Origin of the sequence: Streptomyces sp. NPDC056883 (assembly GCF_042788835.1) — a bacterium.
GTDB classification, from domain to species: domain Bacteria; phylum Actinomycetota; class Actinomycetes; order Streptomycetales; family Streptomycetaceae; genus Streptomyces; species Streptomyces stoeckheimensis.
On the sequence record NZ_JBHUBS010000007.1, the window covers coordinates 247,140 to 268,729 of the forward strand.

Below are 21,590 nucleotides of genomic sequence, written 5' to 3' on the forward strand. Positions count from 1 at the left end.
CCCCGTCGCCCTGGGTCTGTGCCCGGGGCGACGGGGTTTGTACGAAGAGGGCCGGCCCGCCCGGGGACCGTCCGGGGCGGGCCGGGGTTCGGGGGTGTGCCCGGTTACGGGCGGGAGGTGAGGTAGCCGCCCATGGACTTGAAGTACTCGGACGCGGGCAGCTCCCGGCCGTCCTCCGTGCGGACGCTCGTGATGGCCAGGCCGTGGTTGCGGCCCGTGCGGGCGTCCGCGCCGGCGACGATGACCACGCCTTCGCCCTCGCGGTAGAAGATGCGGCCGGGGGTGCCGCCGTAGCGGCCCTCGGAGACGACGGCCGTGAGGATCTCCAGGCGCTTGCCCTTGTGGAAGGTGAAGGCGGCCGGGTACGGGGCGGACTGGGCGCGGACCAGGCGCTCGAGGTCTGCGGCGGGCCACGCCCAGTCGATGCGGATGTCCTCCTCGGCCCTCTTGTGGAAGAAGGTGGCCTGCGAGCGGTCCTGCTTCGTGAACTCCGTCTGTCCGGAGGCGATCAGGTCGAGGGCGGCGATCGTCACCGGGGCGATCAGGTCGACCGTCTTGTGGAACAGGTCCGTGGTCGTGTCCGTCGGGCCGACCGGGATCGCGTGCTGCATGACGATGTCGCCGGCGTCGAGCACCTCGTCCATCATGTGCGCCGTGACGCCGACTTCGGGCTCGCCGTTGATGAGCGCCCAGATGAGGGGGGAGAAGCCCGCGTACTTCGGGAGCAGGGAGTCGTGGATGTTCAGGGTGCCGTAGCGGGGGAGGGTGTAGATGCGCGGCGGGATCCAGGTGCGCCAGTTGTTCGCGACGAGGATGTCCGCGTCGGCTTCCTTGAGCTGCTGGAAGAGTTCCTCGTCGTCGGGGCGGTTGCGGATGACGACCGGGACGCCGTGCTCCTCGGCGAGGTCGGCGACCGAGTCGCTCCAGATCTTCTCGTAGGCGTGCTCGCTCTTGGGGTGGGTCACAACCATCACGACGTCGTGCTCGGAGTCCAGGAGCGCCTTGAGGGTGCGGTGGCCCCAGGTCTGATAACCGAACATAACGACCCGCATCGGGGTTCCTCCTCAGAAGAGCGAATGAGCAAAGGTAAGTAAAGCAAGGCTTACCTAACAGCGCAACAGCCCCGATTCTGGGCTCGATTGACCAGGGTGCGGGTGTTTTGTGCGGTTTGTCCGGTCGACAGGTCGTCCAGATCAGGTTAGCTTTACCTAAGTTCCACTCGGCTGCCGGTCACCGGTGCGCCTGGACTCCCCCTTTCCCCCACCCCTGACACGACGCCTGGCAGGCGGCTGTCCCGCACCAAATGGGAGTGACATGTCACAGGCTCTTCCTGGCGACGCACCACTGATCCACGACCTGATCGGTATCGGCTTCGGGCCGTCGAACGTCGCCATGGCGATCGCGCTCAGCGAGCACAACGTGCGCGTCGGAAGGCAAGAGGCGGTCACCGCTCACTTCTTCGAGCAGCAGCCCCGCTTCGGGTGGCACCGCGGCATGCTCATCGACGACGCGACGATGCAGGTGTCCTTCATGAAGGACCTGGTGACGCTCCGGAACCCGACCAGCGAATACAGCTTCCTCTGCTACCTGCAGGAGAAGGGCCGGCTGATCGACTTCGTCAACCACAAGAACCTGTTCCCGCTCCGCGTCGAGTTCCACGACTACCTCGAGTGGGCAGCCGCCAAGGTCGACGACATGGTCTCGTACGGCCACCAGGTCGTCTCGGTGGAGCCCGTGATGCGCGACGGCGTCGTGGAGTACCTCGACGTGACCGCGCGCTCCGGCGACGAGGTCGTCGTCCACCGTGCCCGCAACCTGGTCATCTCCACCGGTCTGCGCCCCGTCATGCCGGAGGGCGTCGAGCGCACCGAGCACGTCTGGCACAACACCGACCTGCTGACGAAGGTCGACGCGCTCGAAGGCAGCGAGCCCACCCGCTTCATCGTGGTCGGCGCCGGCCAGAGCGCCGCCGAGAACGTGGCCTACCTGCACCGCCGTTTCCCGCAGGCCGAGGTCTGCGCGGTCTTCTCCCGCTACGGCTACAGCCCCGCGGACGACAGCAGCTTCGCCAACCGCATCTTCGACCCCCAGGCGGTGGACGAGTACTTCACCGCCCCGGAGGACGTGAAGCAGCGGCTGATGGGCTACCACGGCAACACCAACTACTCCGTGGTCGACATCGACCTCATCGACGACCTGTACCGCCAGTCGTACCAGGAGAAGGTGCTCGGCACCGAGCGGCTCCGCTTCCTGAACGTCTCGCGCCTGACGGGCGTGGAGGAGACGGCCGACGGGGTCCGCGCCAGCATCAAGTCCCTCGTCACCGGCGAGGAGAGCGTGCTCGACGCCGACGTCGTGGTGTGCGCCACCGGGTACCAGCAGGCCGACGGCCTGGGCCTGCTCGGCGAGGTCGCGGACCGCTGCCACCGCGACGAGCAGGGCCGGGTCCGCGTCGAGCGCGACTACCGGGTGGCGACCGACCTCGAGCTGAGCTGCGGCATCTACCTCCAGGGCGGAACCGAGCACACGCACGGCATCACCTCCTCCCTGCTGTCCAACACCGCCGTGCGCGTCGGCGAGATACTCGACTCGATCCTCGACCGGAACCTCAAGTCCGTGCCCGACCAGGCCCGTCCGGTCGCCGGGGGAGCGGGCGCCGCAGCCCGCCAGCCGGCCGTCTGACCGGCCCCACCCGCGCACACCCACCCGCGCACACCCACCCACTGCCGTGCCTCCCGGGCGTACTCGCCCCAGAGGTGCGGCAGTAGTGTGCAATCACCCCCGTCCCATACCGAAGGAACGTCCGTGCCCACTGGTACTCGCCTCCCCGCCGGCGGCCCGCCCGCGGTCGGGCGCCCGGCGCCGTCCCGGGTCGTCGCGCAGGCCCGGCGGCGGCGGATCGTGGGTCTGGTCGCCCTCCTCGCGCTCCTCGTGGCCGCGGCGCTGGTCTCCCTCGCCGTCGGCGCGCGGGCGCTCAGCCCCGCCGAGGCGTGGCACGGGCTCTTCGCGGATCCGGACCCCGATCAGAAGCTCTCCGAAGCCCGGCTCATCATGAGGACCGTACGGGTGCCCCGTACGGTCCTCGCGATCGTGGCGGGCATCGCCCTGGGCGTGGGCGGAGCGCTGATCCAGGGGTACACGCGCAACCCCATCGCGGACACCGGCCTGCTCGGGGTGAACACCGGCGCCTCGTTCGCCGTGGTGTCGGCGATCGCCCTGCTCGGGCTCACGGATCCGTTCGAGTACGTCTGGTTCGCCTTCCTGGGCGCCGCGCTCGCCGGTGTCGTCGTGTTCGGGCTGTCGAGCATCGGCCGGGGTGCGGGCAACCCGCTGACGCTCGCTCTGGCCGGGCAGGGGGTCACGGTGTTCCTGATGGCCATGACCACGGCGGTCGCGCTGACGGACAAGGCGGCGCTGAACGCCCTGCGGTTCTGGAACGCCGGGTCGGTGGCCGGCGTCGGCTTCGACGTCATCTGGCCGGTGACCGCCTTCATCGTGGTCGGGCTGGTGGTGGCGCTGGCCACCCTGCCCTCCGTCAACCTGCTGAACCTGGGCGACGACGTGGCGCGCGGACTGGGCGTGAACATCACGCTCATCCGGACCGTCGGCATCATCGCCATCACGCTGCTGGCGGGCGCGGCGACGGCCGCGTGCGGCCCCATCGCCTTCCTCGGCCTCATGGTGGCGCACGTGGCCCGCTATCTGGCCGGGCCCGACTACCGCTGGCTGGTGCCGTACGCGGGCCTGCTCGGCGCGGTCGTCCTTCTGGTCTGCGACATCGTGGGACGCGTCGTGGTGCGGCCGGGAGAGCTGGACGCGGGCATCCTCGTCGCTCTCCTCGGCGCCCCGTTCTTCGCGGTCCTGGTGTGGCGGGGAAAGTTCAAGAGCGCATGAACGTGACAGTGGTGAAGCCTGCCGGGAAGCCCGAGCGGAAGCCTTCCGTGGCGCCGGGCATACGGCTCGGCGGCATGTCGTTCGTCTGGCGGCCCAGGATCGTGCTGGTCACGCTGCTGCTGATGGCGGCGGTCTTCCTGCTGTTCTGCCTGTCCATCGCCGTGGGGGACTTCCCCCTCGGTCTGTCGCAGGTGGTCGCCACCCTCTTCGGCGGCGGCGAGCAGGTCGACCAGTTCGTGATCATGGATCTGCGCATGCCGCGGGCCCTGGCCGGGCTCGTCGTGGGCATCGCGCTCGGCATGTCCGGGGCGATCACCCAGTCCATCGCCCGCAATCCGCTGGCCAGTCCGGACATCCTGGGCATCACCGGAGGCGCCAGCGCGGTCGCGGTGTGCCTGGTGACCGTGTCGGGCGGGGCCACGGCCGCCGTCGTCAGTTCCGTGGGCCTGTCCGGGGCGGCGCTCGCGGGCGGCCTCGGCACGGGTCTGCTGGTGTACTTCATGGCGTGGCGGCGCGGGGTCGACGGCTTCCGGCTCATCCTCATCGGCCTCTCCGTGAGCGCCGTGATGGAGGCGCTCACGACCTGGCTGCTGGTCACCGCCGACATCAGGGACGTGGCGCGGGCCCAGGCGTGGCTGGTCGGCTCCCTGGACAACCGGTCGTGGGACGAGGTGTCGGTGGCCCTCTGGGGCACCCTCGCCCTCGCGGTGGTCGTGGCGTGCGCGGCCTTCCAGTTCAAGCCGCTGCACTTCGGCGACGACGTGGCCGCGGGCCTCGGCGTCCGGTACGCGCTGGTACGGGCCGTCCTGCTGCTGTGCGCGGTTCTCCTGGCCGGCTTCGCGGTGAGCGCGGCGGGGCCGGTCCCCTTCGTGGCCATGGTGGCTCCGCAGGTGGCGATCCGTCTGACGAAGTCCCCCACGCCGCCGTTGGTGGCCTCCGCCGTGGTCGGGTCGCTGCTGCTGATCGGCTCGGACCTGGTCGCCCGTACGGCGCTGCCGGTGGCCCTGCCGGTCGGCGTGGTCACCGCCGCGATCGGCGGCCCCTTCCTCATCTACCTCCTGGTGCGGGCGAACCGCCGCTAGGTGATAGAAAGGTTAGGCAAGCCTAAATAGAGGGGGAGCCGTGGTCGCTCAGTACATCACCGAGGCCCAGTCCGGGACCGAGGGCGTCCCGCGGTTGGCGGCCAAGGGCGTCACGGTCGGGTACGGCGACCGGACCGTCATCGACTCGCTCGACGTGACGATCCCGCCGGGTGTGGTGACCACGATCATCGGCCCCAACGGATGCGGCAAGTCCACCCTGTTGCGGACCCTGTCGCGGCTGCTCAAGCCGACCAGCGGATCCGTCGTCCTGGACGGCGAGGACATCGCCCGGCTGCGGACCAGGGACGTGGCGAAGAAGCTCGGCCTGCTGCCCCAGGCGCCGGTCGCGCCGGAAGGCCTGACCGTGGCCGACCTGGTCGCCAGGGGCCGGCATCCGCACCAGAGCTGGCTGCGCCAGTGGTCCTCGGACGACGCCTCCGTGGTGGAGCGCGCGCTGGCCATGACGGGGGTGGCCGACCTGGCCGACCGTCCCGTCGACGCCCTCTCCGGGGGGCAGCGTCAACGCGTATGGATATCGATGACCCTCGCTCAGGGGACCGATCTGCTGCTGCTCGACGAGCCCACCACCTATCTGGACCTGGCGCACGCCGTCGACGTGCTCGACCTGGTCGACGACCTGCACGAGTCGGGGTGCACCGTGGTCATGGTGCTGCACGACCTCAACCTGGCCGCGCGCTACAGCGACAACCTGATCGTGATGAAGGGCGGTTCGGTCCTGGCGCAGGGTCACCCGCGCGAGGTGCTGACCGCCGAGCTGTTGCACGAGGCATTCGGCCTGCGTGCCATGGTGATTGACGATCCGGTGGGCGACCGGCCGCTCGTCGTGCCGATCGGTCGGACGCACGTCCACAGTGCGGGCAGCTGAAACCAGAGCGTTACCACTTAGGCTAGGCTTACCTCACTTCCCCGGGGTACGGTTTGCCTGCCCTAAGTGGGGCCGCAGTGGACAGCACGAAAGCAAGGGATTCCGCATGCTCCTCGACCGAACGACACGTAACAAGCCCTGGCTGAAGCTGGCGGCGACCGTGTCCGCAGCGGCCCTCGGTGTAGGCGTCCTGGCCGGCTGCGGTTCCGAGACCGCCGACAAGGACAAGAAGAAGGACGACGCCGCCAACGCCCCGGCCGCCAACGGTGCGTTCCCCGTCACCGTCGAGCACTTCTTCGGCTCCACCGAGGTCAAGAAGGCCCCCCAGCGCGTCGTCACCGTCGGCTACACCGACGACCAGAGCGTCCTCGCGTTCGGCATCAAGCCGGTCGGCATGGTCGACCAGTACCCGAACCCGGCGGGTCAGAGCCCCGACATCAACACCCAGTGGCCCTGGGTGAAGGACAAGTGGGGCGAGACCAAGCCCGAGGTCATCATGAACAACGGTGACGCCGGCCCCAACTTCGAGAAGATCGCGGCCCTGCGCCCCGACCTGATCATCGCGGTCTACTCCGAGGTCGACCAGGCCGCCTACGACAAGCTGTCGAAGATCGCCCCGACGGTCGGCCGCACCAAGACCGAGAAGGAGCCCTTCAGCGCTCCGTGGTCGGACAACGCCCTCCAGATCGCCAAGGCGGTCGGCAAGGAGACCGAGGGCAAGGCGATGATCCAGGGCATCCAGGACAAGCTCGCCACGGTCAAGAAGGCGCACCCCGAGTTCGCCACCCAGACCGCCGTCGCGGTGTCCTGGTACAAGGACGCGGTCAACCCCTTCACCTCCACCGACGTGCGCGGCCAGCTGCTGACCGGCATGGGCTTCAAGCCCCAGACCGAGCTCGACAAGATCTCGGAGGGCAAGTTCTCCTTCGCGCTCTCCCCGGAGCGCATGAACCTCATCGACGTCGACCGCGTCTTCGTCATCAACGACAAGGCCGACACGGACGCGATGAAGAAGTCCGAGCTCTTCGCCAACCTGAAGGTCACCAAGGCCAACAAGGTGTCCTACCTGCTGGACAGCGAGGGCCCGGCGGCCGGCGCGGCCATGTCCCAGGCCACCCTGCCCGCCCTGCCGTTCGCCATCGACGAGCTCGTCAAGTCGGTCGGCTAGGTTTGTGAGCACCACGGACATTCGGGTCGCCCCGGCAACCCTGCGTACGACGTCCGGACGTGAAGCAGCCCGATGGGTCGTGGCCAACTGCCGCACGATGCCCTGGCTGACGTCCGGCGCCGTACTCAGCACGGTCGCCGGGGCGGCTCTCCAGATGCTCCCCGTCCTGCTGCTCGGCCGGGTGGTCGACGCGGTGACCGGGGGCGAACCGCGTTCGGTCCTGGTCACGATCGGGGCATGGATGGTGGCCGCCGCGCTGCTCGGCGCGGCGGCCACCGCCCTGTCCGCCTACTTGATCGGGCGGCTCGGCGCCGATCTGCTCGCGCACCTGCGCGAAGGTGCCGTACGGGCCGTCCTGGGCATGCCCAGCGCCCGGGTCGAGCAAGTGGGCCGCGGAGACGTGCTCTCCCGGGTCGGCGACGACGTCGCCGTCCTGTCCAAGGGCATCCGCTCGGCCATCCCCACGGTGTTCTCCGCGGGGGTCCTGGTGGCCATCGCCACCATCGGCATGTTCGGCCTCGACTGGCGGCTCGGCCTGGCCGGCGCCTGTGCGCTGCCGGCCTACGCGCTGGCCCTGCGCTGGTACTTGCCCCGGTCGGCCCCGCTCTACCGCAAGCGCGCGGTGGCCCAGGCCGAGCGCGCGCAGGCGCTGATCAGCGGGCTGAACGGCATCGAGACGGTACGGGCGCACCGCCTGGAGGAGGCCTTCCGCGAGAAGGTCTCGGAGGATTCGCGGCGGGTGCGGGACCTCGGCATCGAGGTGTTCCACTTCTTCGGCCGGTTCGTCGGCCGGGAGAACCGCGCCGAGTTCATCGGCCTGGTCCTGATCCTGGTGGTGGGCTACGCCCTGCTGGAGACCGGCTCGGCCAGCCTCGGCGAAGTGGCGGCTGCGCCGCTGGTGTTCCACCGGCTGTTCACCCCGCTGGGCGCGATCATGTTCACCTTCGACGAGGCCCAGAAGTCGGGCGCGAGCCTGACCCGGCTCGTCGGGGTGCTGGGGGAGTCCACGCAGGACCGGCTGGTGGGCGACGCGTCCGCCGAGGCGGCGGGCGAGGAGCCGTACGCGGTGACGGTGAAGGGGCTGACCTTCCGTTACCCCGGAGCCGAGGAACCGGTCCTGAGCGATGTCAGCCTGACGATCCCGGCGGGCGGCTCCCTGGCCCTGGTGGGCGCGACGGGCGCCGGCAAGACCACCCTGGCCGCGCTCGTCGCCGGCATCGGGACCCCCGAGGCCGGGTCGGTGCGGATCGGGTCGACCGACCTCGCCGATCTGGACGAGGCCGCCGCGCGGGCGCTGGTGAGCATCCTGACCCAGGAGACGCACGTGTTCTCCGGGCCGCTCGCCGACGACCTGCGACTGGCCGCGCCGGAGGCGGGCGACGCCGAACTGCTGGCCGCGCTGGCCACCGTAGGGGCGGCCGAGTGGGTCGATGCGCTGCCCGAGGGTCTGAACACCGCGGTCGGCGAGGGCGGTGCCCGGCTGGACGGTACGAAGGTGGCCCAGGTCGCCCTGGCCCGGCTGGTGTTGGGCCGGGCGCCCGTGGTGGTGCTCGACGAGTCGACCGCGGAGGCGGGCAGTGAGGGCGCCGCCGAGCTGGAGCGGGCCGTACTGGCCGCTTGCGCCGGGCGGACCACGCTGTTCGTGGCCCACCGGCTGACCCAGGCGGTGGCCGCCGACCGGATCGCCGTGCTGGATGCGGGACGCGTCGTGGAGCAGGGCACGCACGAGGAGTTGGTGGCCCTGGGTGGCCGCTACGCGCGACTCTGGCGAGCCTGGAGAGACGCTAGTTAGGTCACCCTAATTTAGGTTAGGCTAGCCTTCGTACCTTGGAAGGGTGTTGAGTCTTCAATGATGGAACCGAGCGCTCGTCTCGTGCTGATCTCTCCTACGCGCCTGGCAGACGTGCGCCGGCGTACCGGCGGATACTCCGACCGGACCATCGCCGAGGCCTGTGCCATCGGACTGTCGTACTGGGCGACGGGCGCCAGCCCCGACGGAATCGACCTGACCCCCGGCACGCTCTTCGCGGACGTCCTCGGATGGGTCGACAACGGCGGTACGGCGCCCAGCGGTTGGGAGACCGGCGAGGCGGCACCGGACGGCTGGGCCATCGCGGTCCCCGCCGACGGCCTGCCGGCCGGCGTCCCGCAGGCCGACGCCCAGCTCGCGCTGGACGACCTGGCGGACTTCCCCGACCGGCCCCTCGGCACCATCAGCCCGTCCACCGTGGCGGAGCGGCTCACCACCCTGGCCGAGTGGAACGACAACGCGGCGGACCGGGTCCGGCCGACCATCGTGGAGATGTTCCGCGAGCAGGCGCGCCTGCGGCCGGACGCGATCGCCGTCATCGACGAACACCGCTCGCTGACCTACCGCCAGGCGGCGGAGCTGTCCGCGCAGCTGGCCCACCACCTGATCGGACGCGGACTCGGCTCCGAGCAGGTCGTGGGCATCTCGCTGGGCCGCTCCGCCGACATGGTCATCGGCCTCCTCGGCGTGCTCCAGGCCGGCTGCGCGTTCGTCCCGCTCGACCCGCAGTGGCCCGCCGCCCGCCGCGCCGTCGTCATCGACGACGCGCAGGTCGTGCTCCAGCTGAACGACTCCGGCGCGCACGACCCCGCGGAACCGGCCGCCGCCGCCGTCGACCTCGACGACTGGCGGTACGCCGACCAGCCCGCCGGGGACACCGGAATCACCGCGCACGGCAACGCCCTGGCCTACGTGATCTTCACGTCCGGTTCCACCGGCCGCCCCAAGGGCGCGATGATCCGCCACGAGGCGATCAGCGAACGCCTGCTGTGGCAGGTCGACGAGATCCTGGGCTTCGGCCACGACGACGCCTCGCTGTTCAAGGCACCGCTGTCCTTCGACATATCCATCAACGAGATCTTCCTCCCGCTCGTGTGCGGCGGCCGCCTCGTCGTCCTGCGGCCCGGCGGCGAACGCGACCCGCACCACCTGCTCGCCGTGATCGCCGAGCACCGCGTCACCTTCACCTACCTCGTCTCCTCCATGCTGGACGTCCTGCTGGAGATCGCCGGAGACTCCGACCGCCTCGACAGCATGCGCCACGTGTGGTGCGGCGGCGAGGTGCTCACCCCCGAGCTGTACGAGCGGTTCCGCACCCGGCTCGACATCCCCATGTACCACGGCTACGGCCCGGCCGAGACGACCATCGGCGTCTCCCACGTCATCTACCGCGGCGAGGCCGAGCGCCTTTCCACCTCGATCGGCAAGGCCAACCCCAACACCCAGCTCTACGTCCTCGACGACGAGCTGCGCCCCGTCCCGGTCGGCGTCGGCGGCGAGCTCTACGTCGGCGGCTTCCTCCTGGGCCGCGGCTACGTGGGCGCACCCGGACTGACCGCGTCCCGGTTCGTGGCGAACCCCTTCGCCACCGACGGCTCCCGCCTCTACCGCACCGGCGACCTCGCCCGGTTCGCCCCCGACGGCTCCCTGGACTTCCTCGGCCGCGCCGACAACCAGATCAAGATCCGCGGCATGCGCCTCGAACTGGAGGACGTGGAGGTCGGCCTCGCGGAGCACCCCGCGGTACGGCACACCTGCGTCATCGCGAAGAAGAACAGCGCGGGCGGCACCTACCTGGTCGGCTACGTGATCCCGGCCGCCGGCCACGAGGAACTGCGGGCCGACGAGGTCAAGGCCTGGGCCACCGAGCACATGGTCGAGTACATGGTGCCCGCCCACGTCGTCGTGATGACCGAGTTCCCGCTCACCGCGAACGGCAAGCTCGACCGGCGCGCCCTGCCCGAACCGGAGATCGTGACCGGGGCGTTCGTACGGCCCTCCACCGACGAGGAGCGCGCCGTGTGCGCGGCCGTCGCCTCCGTGCTGCGGCTGGAGGAAGTCGGCGTCGACCAGGACTTCTTCCAGCTCGGCGGAGACAGCATCCTCGCGATCTCGCTGCTGAGCGCCCTGCGCGAAGCGGGCCTCTACGTCACCGCGGGGCAGATCTTCGCCAACAGCGTCCTGGGCGCCCTGGCGGCGGTGGCCGGCCGCGAGGACGTGACCCGGGCGGACCACGCCGACGTGGCGACCGGTCCCGTGGAGGGATCGCCCATCGTCCAGTGGCTGGGCCGGACCACGGACGCGATCGACGGATTCGTCCAGGCGGTCGTACTGAACACCCCGGCGGACCTCACCGCCGACGCGCTGGGCCCGATCCTCGACTCCGTCGTCGCCCGGCACGACATGCTGCGCGCCCGGCTCGTACGCGGAGACCGCTGGAGCTTCGACATCCCGCAGACCGGCGGAGCCGCGGCCGACTGGCAGGAGAGCGACGGCTCGCTCGACGCGTGCGTGGCCCTCGCCACCGGAGGACTGGACCCGGACGGCGGCGTGATGCTGCGGGCCGTCTGGCGCCGCGAGGCCCGCCAGCTGGTCCTGGTCGCCCACCACGTCGTGGTCGACGGCGTGTCCTGGCGGGTCCTGATGGAGGACCTGGCCACGGCATGGCGCCAGTTCACCGCCGGTGAGGAGATCGAACTCCCGGCCGTGGGCACCTCGTTCCGGCGCTGGACCCAGCTCCTGGGCAACGCGGACTTCGACGCGGACCGCGCCTACTTCGAGCGCCCCCTCCCCGGCCCCGACGCGCTGCTCGGCAGGCGGGCCCCCTCCGAGGCCGACACCGTCGAGCGGGAGCGGCACCGGATCTTCACCGTCGGCTCCGAGGCCACCGCCGCCCTGCTGGGCGAGATCCCCGCGAAGTTCCACGCGGGCGTCAACGACGTCCTGCTGACCGCGCTCGCCGTCACCCTGGCCCGGTGGCGCCGCGGCCGCGGCCAGGAGCAGACCTTCGCGCACGTCGAGCTGGAGGGCCACGGCCGCGAAGGCCGCCACGTGGCGGGCGCCGCCGGCATCGAGCCCGAACTGTCGCGGACCGTCGGCTGGTTCACGACGCTGTTCCCCGTGACCGTGGACCCGGGCACGACCGGCGACTTCACCGACCCCCGGTACCTCGCCGCCGCCCTCAAGGCGGTCAAGGAAGACCTCGCCCGCGTCCCGAGCAACGGCGTCTCCTACGGCGCCCTGCGCTACCTGGCCGACACCCCCTTCACGGCCCCGGCACCCCAGGTCCTCTTCAACTACCTGGGCCGCTTCGACGCGGGCGCGTCGGGGGACTGGCAGCTCTCCGGCACCACCGGCCAGCTCGGCGAGAAGCGCGACCCGAAGATGCGCCTGCCGCGGGCCCTGGAGTTCAACGCGATCGCCGAACCCGCCGCCACCGGCGCGTACGAACTCGTCACCACCCTCTCCTGGCCCGACGGGATGTTCACCGACGAGGACATCGAGGCGATCGGCGGGCACTTCCAGGCCGCCCTCACCGCCCTGGCCGCGCTCGACGAGGGCGGCCACTCGCCCAGCGACTTCCCGCTGGTGCGGCTGACCCAGGCCGACGTCGACGCCCTGGACGGACCCGCGCTGCGCGCCGTCCTGCCCCTGACCCCGCTCCAGGAAGGCCTGTACTTCCACTCCGTCTTCGACGACGACTCCGCGGGCAGCTACGTAGAACAGCAGCTGCTGACGCTGGAGGGCGAGCTCGACCCCGCCCGCCTCCGGGCCGCGGCCACCCGGCTGCTCACCCTGTACCCGAACCTGGCCGCACGGTTCACCGCCCTCGCCGACGGCCGCGTGGTCTCCGTACTGGAAAGCGGCGCCGAGGCGCCCTTCACCACCCTCGACCGGCCCGGCATCACGGACGAGGCACTCCACGAACTCGCCGAGCGGGACCGCCGCGCCGGATTCGACCTGGCCACCGGCCCGCTGATGCGGTTCACGCTGGTCCGCGACCCGGAGTCCGGCCGCAACGTCCTCGTGCAGACCGTCCACCACATCATCGCCGACGGCTGGTCGGTGCCCCCGATGCTGCGCGCGCTGCTCGCCGAGTACCACGCGCCGGGAAGCACCTACCCGCTGAGCGGTTTCCCCGACTACGTCGGCTGGCTCGCGGAGCGCGACGCCGACGAGAGCGACCGCGTGTGGGGCGCCGAACTCGCCGAGCTGCCCGGCCCCTCGCTGGTGGCCCGGGACCACACCCCGTCCGACCGGTTCGCCGACACCTCCGTCGAGCCGGCGCAGTCCCTCGACGTCGACGCCGCCGCCCGCGCCGCCGGCGTACCGCTGAGCGTGGCCGTGCACAGCGCCTGGGCGGTGACCCTGGGGGGGATCCTGCACTCCGCCGACGTGGTCTTCGGATCCACGGTCTCCGGCCGCGACGCGGACGTCCCCGGCATCGAGGACATGGTCGGCCTGTTCATCAACACCGTCCCGCTGCGCGCGCGGTGGGCCGCCGGCACCACGGCGCGCGAACTGCTCGCCTCGGTGCGCGAGCACCAGGGCGCGGTCCTGCCGCACCAGCACGTCTCGCTGGCACGGATCGGCCGGCTGGCCGGCGTCGGCTCCCTCTTCGACACCCTCGTGGTGTTCGACGTGGCCACCGACGTGGCCGCCCTGCGCCGCACCGGCGACACCCTCGCCGTCACCGGCCTCGTCAACGAGGGGGCTCCGCACTACCCGCTGACCCTGGTCGTGGAGCGGGCCCTCGACGGGCGCCCGCGCTTCAACCTGATCTACGACGGCGAACTGCTCCGCGAGAGCAGCGCCCGGGACATCCTGACCCGGTTCACGGACACCCTCACCGGCCTGCTCACCCGGCCGGACGCCCCGGTCGGCGACCTGGCGCCCGCGGGCGGCAGGAGCCCCGCACGGATCACCCCGACCACGCTCGGCGCGCTCTTCGACGCCGCCGCGGACCGGAACCCGGCGGCCACCGCCGTCACCCAGTGCGCACTCGACGGCACCACCCGCTCCCTGACCTACGGCGAACTCGCCGACGCGAAGAACGAACTGGCCGCCGCCCTGCGCGCGGCCGGAGTCGGGCCGGGCCGGCGCGTGGCCGTGGCCGTCCCGCGCACCATCGAGCAGGTCGTCGCCCTGGTCGCGATCGTCAGCGCGGGCGGCGCCTACGTCCCGCTCGACATGGCCTACCCCGACGACCGGCTGGAGTACGTCCTCGGCGACGCCGCCCCGCAGGCCGTCCTCGTGGACCCCGGTCAGCGCGAACGCTTCACCGCGCTGCTGGAGCGGGCGGGAGTCGCCGCCCGGGTCCTCGTACAGGGCGACGAACTGCCGCAAGAGGATGCCGAGCCCGTCGCCGACGAGGCCAACTGGCACGACCCCGCGTACGTGATCTACACGTCCGGTTCGACCGGCAAGCCCAAGGGCGTCGTCGTCCCGCACTCCAGCGTGCTGGCGCTGCTCGCCAACACCCAGCCGGACATGGACTTCGGCCCCGACGACGTCTGGGTCCAGTTCCACTCCTACTCCTTCGACTTCGCCGTCTGGGAGCTGTGGGGCGCCCTGGCGCACGGCGGCGAGCTGCTCGTCCCCGACTACGGCCTGACCCGCTCCCCGGTCGACTTCCACCGGCTGGTCCGCGAGCGCGGAGTGACCGTGCTCAACCAGACGCCCTCGGCCTTCTACCAGTTCGTCGAGGCCGACCGGCACGCGGGTGAGCCGCTTCCGGCCCTGCGCCGCGTCATCTTCGGCGGCGAGGCACTGGACCTCGGACGGCTGCGCGGCTGGGTCGAGCGGCACGGCGCCGCCTCGCCCGAGCTCGTCAACATGTACGGGATCACCGAGACCACGGTCCACGTGACCCACCGGGTGCTGACCGACGGGGACTTCGCCTTCGGCGACGACGTGAGCCCGATCGGCGGACCCATCCCGGGCCTGGTCACCCACCTGCTCGACGACCGGCTCCGGCCGGTGCCGCCGGGCCAGGTGGGCGCCATCTACGTGGCCGGCGACCAGGTCTCCCTCGGCTACCTCGGGCGGCCGGGTCTCACCGCCGGCCGGTTCGTGGCGAACCCGTTCGCGAACGACGGCTCCCGGATGTACCACACGGGCGACCTGGCCGTCCGTACCCTCGACGGCGAGCTGGAGTTCACCGGCCGCGCCGACGACCAGGTCCAGCTCAAGGGCTTCCGCATCGAGCTCGGCGAGGTCGAGTCGGCGCTGCGCGACCTCGACGGCGTCGTCGACGTGGCCGTCACCGTGGCCGACAGCGGCGACCACCTGGTCGCGCACGTCGTGGGCCGGGTGCCCGGCGACCTCTCCGCCCTCCTCGCGGAGAAGCTGCCCGTACACATGGTGCCGGGCCGGGTCCTGCCCGTGGACTCCCTGCCGCTGACCGTCAACGGCAAGCTGGACCGCAAGGCCCTGATCGCGGCGGCCGCACAGGACGACACCCCCGTGGCCGCCACCGGATCCGCGGCCGACTCCCTGCTCGCCTCGCTGGTCGGGATCTTCGCCGACACCCTGTCCCACCCGGCCGCCGACGCGGACACCGACTTCTTCGGCGCGGGCGGCGACAGCATCGTCGCCATCACCGTGGTCAACCGCGCCAGGGCCCTCGGCCTGCCGATCGCCCCCCGCGACGTGTTCCTCCTGAAGACCCCGCGCGCCCTCGCCGAGCTCCTGGGCACGCGCGCACCGCAGACCCAGGCCGCCCCGGCTCCGGCCCCCGCGCGCCGCGAGGACGGCCCGCTGGCGCCCACGCCGATCATCCTGCGCCAGCGCGAACTGGGCGGTTCCCTCGCCCGGTTCGCCCAGGCCCGGACCGTCGAGGTGGCCGAAGGCACCGCGTTCGCCGACATCGAGCGCGCCGCCGACGCCGTACTGGCCGCCCACCCGGCCCTGCGGATGCGCCTGAACACCGAGCACGGGGTGTGGACCCTGCGCACCGAACCCGCGCGCAAGGCCGCCGTCGTCCGCACGGACACGGCCGACGCCACGGCCGCCGCCAACGAGGCAGCCGGACGGCTCGACCCCGAGACCGGGGAGGTCGCCGCCTTCACCTGGCTCGCGGAGACCGGCACGCTGGTGGTCACCGTGCACCACATCGCCGTCGACTCGGTGTCCTGGCTGATCCTGCTCGACGACCTCGCCGCCGCCCTGCGCGGGGAGACCCTCGCACCGGCGACCACCTCGTACGCCGAGTACGCCGACGCCCTCACCCTGCGGTCCGCCGCCGGCGCCGACGACCTCGGGCCCTGGGTCGACACCCTCCGGGCCCCCGCGCTGCTGCCCGCGTCCGGCGCGCTGCGCGACACCACCGTGGTCCTCGGCCCCGAGGTCAGCGACCTGGTGACGCGCACCGCCCCCGCGGCGCTCGGCGTCGCGCTCACCGAGCTGCTGTGCGGCGCCCTGCGGACCGCCCTGACGCGGATCCAGCCGACGCCCACCGATCTCGCGATCGAACTGGAGCGGCACGGCCGGGTGTCCGTACTGGAGCACCACGACTACATACGTACGGTCGGCTGGTTCACCGCCATCGCGCCCGTCCGGCTCACCGCGCACACCGACCCGGTCGCGGCGGCCCGCGAGCTCGCGGCGCGCCAGCCGGACGAGTCCGGGCACCTCGCCTACGGCCGCCTGCGCTACCTCAACCCGCAGACGGCCCCGCTGCTGACGGCCCGCCCGCAGGTGCTCTTCAACTACCTCGGCCGGGGCAGCGAGTCCAGCGCCCTGCACATCACCGGCGGCGACCAGGGCAGCCCGTACGCCGTCGAGGTCAACGCCTGGACCGACGCGGCCACCGGCAGCCTGCACGCGACCTTCACCCTCGCCGAGGAGATCCCCGACGAGATCACCGCGCACTGGCTGCACGCCCTGGAAACCCTCGCGGAAGCCTCCGTGACGGCCGAGCGCACGGCGCCCGTCACCGCGCTCCAGCGCGGCCTGTTCTTCCAGGCCCAGCTGGCCGGCACGGCCGGACACTACGTCGCACAGAGCTACTTCGCCCTCGACCACCGCCTCGACACCGACGCACTGACCGAGGCCATGGCCGTGGTCATGGCCCGACACCCGGTCGTCGGCGCCGGTTTCACCACCGACGACGACGGCAATCCGGTCCAGATCCTCAAGGCGGGCCGCCGGGTCGGCGTCCACACGGTCGAGCTGTCGACCGAGGAGGACGTCGAAGCCCTGCGCGTCCGCGACCGCAACACCGGCTTCGACCCGGCCGAGCCACCGCTGATCCGGCTGACCGTGATCCGGCTGCCCGACGGCCGCGACGGCCTGCTCCTCAGCTACCACCTGCTGCTGTGGGACGGCTGGTCCCGCGCGATCGTGCTGCGGGACCTGTTCGAGGCCTACCGGGCCCTGATCGCCGGTGAGCAGCCGGACGCGACCCCGGCCGTGCCCTCCTTCGAGGAGCACGCCCGATCGCTCGCCGCCAAGGACCCGGCCGTCTCGGAGCGGTTCTGGGCCGAGCACCTGACCGGGCTCTCCGGCCCGACGCTGCTCGCCGGACCGGCGCCGTCCCTCTCGGACGACCTGCCGCCCGCGCTCCTGCACACCCTGACCGCCGAACAGTCGCAGCTGCTGCGGGAGACGGCCAGGGCGCACGGAGTCACCCTCAACTCGGTCCTCACCGGCGCCTTCGGCCTGCTCCTCGGCGCCCACACCGGCCGCAGCGACGCCGTGTTCGGCGTGACCGTCTCCGGCCGCGAGGGCGAGGGCCTGTCCGACATCGTCGGCGTGCTGCTCAACACCGTGCCCATGTGGACGCGGGCCCGGCCGCAGGACACGGTCGGGGAGTACCTGGCAGCCGTACAGGCGGCCCGGGTCGACGCGATGGAGCACGAGCACCTGGGGCTCGGCGAGATCCAGCGGGCCAGCGGCCACGACACCCTCTTCGACAACCTGTTCGTGCTCCAGAACTTCCTGGACCTGGACGGGCTCGCCGAGATGAACGCCCGCCACGGCATCACCGAGGTGAAGTCGGACGACTCCACCCACTACCCCTTCACCTGGGTCGTCACCCCCGGCGACCGGCTCACGGTCAAGCTGGAGCACCGCCACGGCGACTCCGGCAGCGCCCGCCGGCTCCTCGACGACTACGTCGGCCTGCTCCAGGACCTGGCCCGCTCCACCGGACCGGTGGGCGCGCTGCCCGGCCTCGGGCCGGTGCCCGGGTCGGCCGAGCGCACCGACATCGGCACCGACACGGTGGTCGACCGCTTCGACCGGGCGGCGGACCGCGCACCCGAGCGGGTCGCGCTCGTCGCCCAGGGCCGGAGCATGACCTTCGCCGAACTCCGGGACCGCAGCCGCCTGCTGGCGGGCGTGCTCGCCGGACGCGGCATCGGCCCGGAGAAGACGGTGGGCCTGGCGATCCCGCGCACGCTGGAGTGGATCGTCGCGCTGTTCGCCGTCCTGCGCACCGGAGCCGCGTACGTACCGCTGGAGCTGGACCACCCGGACGAGCGGATCGCCACGATCGTCGCGGACGCCCGGCCCGAGGTGATCCTCACCGTCAGCGCCGTCGCACCCAGGCTGACCGGCGAGCTGATCGAACTGGACCGGCCCCTTCCGGAGGCCGAGCCGCTCGTGACGTTCGCACCGGAGGACCCGAACCGGCTGCGGCACCCGGCGTACACGATCTACACCTCCGGTTCGACGGGCAAGCCCAAGGGCGTCGTGACGGAGTACGCCGGCCTCACCAACATGCTGATCAACCACCAGCGCCGCATCTTCGAACCGGTGCTGGCGGAGCACGGGAACCGGATCTTCAAGATCGCGCACACCGTCTCCTTCGCCTTCGACATGTCGTGGGAGGAGCTCCTGTGGCTCGCCGACGGCCACGAGGTGCACATCTGCGACGAGGAACTGCGCCGCGACGCACCCGGACTGGTCGACTACTGCCGTGAGCACGGGATCGACGTCATCAACGTGACCCCGACCTACGCGCAGCAGCTGGCGGCCGAAGGCCTGCTCGACAACCCGGAGCGGCGCCCCGCGCTGGTGCTCCTGGGCGGCGAGGCGGTCACCTCGACCCTGTGGCAGCGGCTCGCCGAGACCGAGGGGACGGTCGGTTACAACCTGTACGGCCCGACCGAATACACCATCAACACCCTGGGCGTGGGCACCTTCGAGTGCCAGGACCCGGTGGTGGGCGTGGCCATCGACAACACCGAGGTGTTCGTCCTGGACCCGTGGCTGCGGCCGCTGCCGGACGGGGTTCCCGGTGAGCTCTACGTCTCCGGCATCGGCATCGCCCGCGGGTACCTCGGCCAGCCGGCCCAGACCGCGCACCGGTTCGTCGCCTCGCCGTTCGGCGCCCCCGGCGAGCGCATGTACCGCACCGGCGACCTGGTGGTCCGCCGGCCGGACGGGAACCTGATGTACCTCGGCCGCACCGACCAGCAGGTCAAGATCCGCGGTCACCGCGTCGAACTGGGGGAGGTGGAGGCCGCGTTCGCCGCACACCCGGCGGTCCGGTTCACCGCCGCCGTCGCCCAGCCCGACCCGCAGGTCGACGGCGCCTACCGGCTGGCCGCGTACCTCGTGCTGGACGCCGGAGCCGACCTGGCGGCGGTCGCCGCCGAGGCGGGCACCGGACTGCCGGACTACATGCGCCCGACGCACTACGCTCAGGTCGACGCCATCCCGCTCACGGTGAACGGGAAGGCCGACACCAAGGCCCTGCCGGAGCCCAAGCCGCTGGGCGCGCTGACCACTTCGGGCGAGCGCGGCCCGGAGACCGAGACCGAGGTCCTGGTCTGCGAGTTCTTCGCCGAAGCCCTGGACCTGGACGACGACGAGGTGAGCGCCGTGAGCGATTTCGTGTCCCTCGGCGGACACTCCATGCTGGCCGTACGCCTGGTCGGACTCCTGCGCCGGGAATTCGGCCCCACGATCACCATCCGCGACCTGCTCACCCTGCGAACCCCCGAAGCGATTGCCCGGCACCTTGATGACAACTCCTGACGTCCACGGATCCCGCCGCGCGGGATCCGACATCCTCCGGACCGCCATACGGCGCAACGTCGGCGCCATGGTCTGGGGCACCGTCCTCATGGGCCTGTACCAGGCGGGCGAGACGGCCTTCCCGATCGCGCTCGGCCTGATCGTCGACCACACGATGCGCGAACGGAGCCCGGGGGCACTCGCCCTCTCGATCGCCGCGCTGGCCGTGATCATCACGACCGTGTCGCTGTCGTGGCGGTACGGGATGCGCATCCTGCAGAAGGCCAACACGACCGAGGCCCACCACTGGAGGGTGCGGGTCGCGTCCTGCGGCCTCCAGCCGGTGGCCCGGGACGTGGACCTCAAGTCCGGCGAGGTGCTCACCATCGCCACCGAGGACGCCGACCAGACCTCCGACATCGTCGAGGTCGTGCCGATGCTGATCAGCTCCTCGGTCGCGGTGCTGGTCGCGGCGGTCGCGCTGAGCCTGGCGGACCTGCGGCTCGGCCTGCTCGTCATGATCGGAACGGTCGCGATCCTGTCGACCCTCAGCGTGATGTCGAAGCGGATCGGCAGCAGCACCCAGGAGCAGCAGGCCCGGGTGGCGCGGGCGGGTGCCAAGGTCGCCGACCTGATCACCGGCCTGCGCCCGCTGCACGGCTTCGGCGGCAACCACGCGGCCTTCCGGTCCTACCGGAAGGTCAGCACGGAGGCCAAGGAGCAGGCGATCACGGTCGCCAAGGTGAACGGCGCCTACACGGGCACCGCGCTGGCCCTGAACTCGACCCTCGCCGCCGCGGTGACCCTGACCGCCGGCTGGCTGGCCTTCGACGGGCAGATCAGCATCGGTGAGCTCGTCATGGCCGTGGGCCTGGCGCAGTTCATCATGGAGCCGCTCCGGCTGTTCTCCGACATGCCCAAGTACGTGATGATGGCGCGCGCTTCGGCGGAGCGGATGGCCCTGGTGCTGTCCGCCCCGCCGGTGGCGGCCCCGGGGACGGCCCGCCCGGCACCCGGCGGGGACCTGGAGATCGACTGCGTCCGGTACGAGTCCCTCCAGGGCCTGAAGTTCCACGTCCCGGCGGGCCAGTTCACGGCGATCGCGGTCTACCAGCCGCGGGCGGCGGCCGAACTCGCCTCGATCCTGGCGGTGAACGTGCCGCCCGCCGCGTACGGCGGCACGGTGCGGCTCGGCGGGCAGGACCTCGCGGACCTGTCGGTCGAGGCGGTCCGCGAACTGATGCTGGTGAACCCGTACGACGGGGAGATCTTCGCGGGAACCCTCCGTACGAACATCGACCCGTCGGGCACCAGCCGGACGGTGCCCGAGGCCGTCGAGGCGTCCATGCTGACCGATGTCGTCGCCCTGCACCGCCAGGGACTCGACTACGAGGTCCGCGACCGCGGTTCGAACCTCTCCGGCGGGCAGCGCCAGCGGCTCTCGCTGGCCCGGGCGCTGGCCGCGGACTCCGACGTGCTGGTGCTGCGGGACCCGACGACGGCCGTGGACGCGGTCACCGAGCAGCTCGTCGCACGCAAGATGGCGGAGCTGCGCCGGGGCCGCACCACCGTGGTGATCACCAGCAGCCCGGCCCTGCTGGACGCGGCCGACCGGGTCCTCGTCCTGGACGACGGGGTGGTCACGGCCGAAGGGACGCACCGCCACCTGCTGGCGAGCGACCCGGCGTACTGCGCGGCGGTCACGCGGTGACCCCGTGAGACGGTGAACGCGAGCCGGTGAACGGAACAGGAGGGGGCCCGGGGGGGGGGGGGGGCGGGGGGGGG

Annotated in this window: 9 protein-coding genes; 8 read left to right on the plus strand and 1 reads right to left on the minus strand. The window is 71.8% G+C overall.

All coding sequences use genetic code 11. The annotated features are described in order from the left end of the window. Positions 1 to 104: 104 nt before the first annotated feature. Positions 105 to 1,052 (minus strand): methionyl-tRNA formyltransferase, encoded by a 948-nt coding sequence (locus ACFRU2_RS19840; protein WP_382973687.1) that lies wholly within the window; start codon positions 1,050 to 1,052, stop codon positions 105 to 107. Positions 1,053 to 1,314: 262 nt separating this feature from the next. On the opposite strand from ACFRU2_RS19840, the gene ACFRU2_RS19845 reads away from it, so the two are divergent. The 8 genes from ACFRU2_RS19845 to ACFRU2_RS19880 all read left to right on the plus strand — a co-directional run bounded on the left by ACFRU2_RS19845 (position 1,315) and on the right by ACFRU2_RS19880 (position 21,516). Then, a complete protein-coding gene (locus tag ACFRU2_RS19845) occupies positions 1,315 to 2,682 on the plus strand; it encodes a lysine N(6)-hydroxylase/L-ornithine N(5)-oxygenase family protein (RefSeq protein ID WP_382973690.1) in 1,368 nt (455 codons plus the stop codon). 123 nt (positions 2,683 to 2,805) lie between these two features. Then, positions 2,806 to 3,894: a FecCD family ABC transporter permease gene (locus tag ACFRU2_RS19850; protein ID WP_382973692.1), complete on the plus strand. Its 1,089-nt coding sequence runs from the start codon at positions 2,806 to 2,808 to the stop codon at positions 3,892 to 3,894. Further along, a complete protein-coding gene (locus tag ACFRU2_RS19855) occupies positions 3,891 to 4,976 on the plus strand; it encodes a FecCD family ABC transporter permease (protein ID WP_382973695.1) in 1,086 nt (361 codons plus the stop codon). Before ACFRU2_RS19850 ends, ACFRU2_RS19855 begins: the two co-directional genes overlap by 4 nt. A gap of 40 nt (positions 4,977 to 5,016) precedes the next feature. After that, positions 5,017 to 5,862 (plus strand): ABC transporter ATP-binding protein, encoded by an 846-nt coding sequence (locus tag ACFRU2_RS19860; protein ID WP_382973696.1) that lies wholly within the window; start codon positions 5,017 to 5,019, stop codon positions 5,860 to 5,862. Between the two features lie 106 nt (positions 5,863 to 5,968). Then, the gene (locus ACFRU2_RS19865) at positions 5,969 to 7,030 is read left to right on the plus strand and encodes an iron-siderophore ABC transporter substrate-binding protein (protein WP_382973699.1); all 1,062 of its coding nucleotides are present in this window, start codon (positions 5,969 to 5,971) and stop codon (positions 7,028 to 7,030) included. A 4-nt stretch (positions 7,031 to 7,034) separates the two neighbouring features. Beyond that, complete coding sequence (locus tag ACFRU2_RS19870) at positions 7,035 to 8,822, plus strand: ABC transporter ATP-binding protein (RefSeq protein WP_382973701.1); 1,788 nt, start codon at positions 7,035 to 7,037, stop codon at positions 8,820 to 8,822. A gap of 57 nt (positions 8,823 to 8,879) precedes the next feature. Beyond that, positions 8,880 to 19,826, plus strand: coding sequence for an amino acid adenylation domain-containing protein (locus tag ACFRU2_RS19875; RefSeq protein WP_382973704.1), 10,947 nt, complete (start codon positions 8,880 to 8,882; stop codon positions 19,824 to 19,826). Then, positions 19,813 to 21,516: an ABC transporter ATP-binding protein gene (locus tag ACFRU2_RS19880; RefSeq protein ID WP_382973707.1), complete on the plus strand. Its 1,704-nt coding sequence runs from the start codon at positions 19,813 to 19,815 to the stop codon at positions 21,514 to 21,516. Before ACFRU2_RS19875 ends, ACFRU2_RS19880 begins: the two co-directional genes overlap by 14 nt. Positions 21,517 to 21,590: the final 74 nt, after the last annotated feature.

What these genes read in the sequence shown, in the direction of transcription:
- ACFRU2_RS19840 (WP_382973687.1), bottom strand. Translation starts at nt 1,052, where the DNA reads ATGCGGGTCGTTATGTTCGGTTATCAGACCTGGGGCCACCGCACCCTC.
- ACFRU2_RS19845 (WP_382973690.1), top strand. Translation starts at nt 1,315, where the DNA reads ATGTCACAGGCTCTTCCTGGCGACGCACCACTGATCCACGACCTGATC.
- ACFRU2_RS19880 (WP_382973707.1), top strand. Translation starts at nt 19,813, where the DNA reads ATGACAACTCCTGACGTCCACGGATCCCGCCGCGCGGGATCCGACATC.
- ACFRU2_RS19865 (WP_382973699.1), top strand. Translation starts at nt 5,969, where the DNA reads ATGCTCCTCGACCGAACGACACGTAACAAGCCCTGGCTGAAGCTGGCG.
- ACFRU2_RS19875 (WP_382973704.1), top strand. Translation starts at nt 8,880, where the DNA reads ATGATGGAACCGAGCGCTCGTCTCGTGCTGATCTCTCCTACGCGCCTG.
- ACFRU2_RS19855 (WP_382973695.1), top strand. Translation starts at nt 3,891, where the DNA reads ATGAACGTGACAGTGGTGAAGCCTGCCGGGAAGCCCGAGCGGAAGCCT.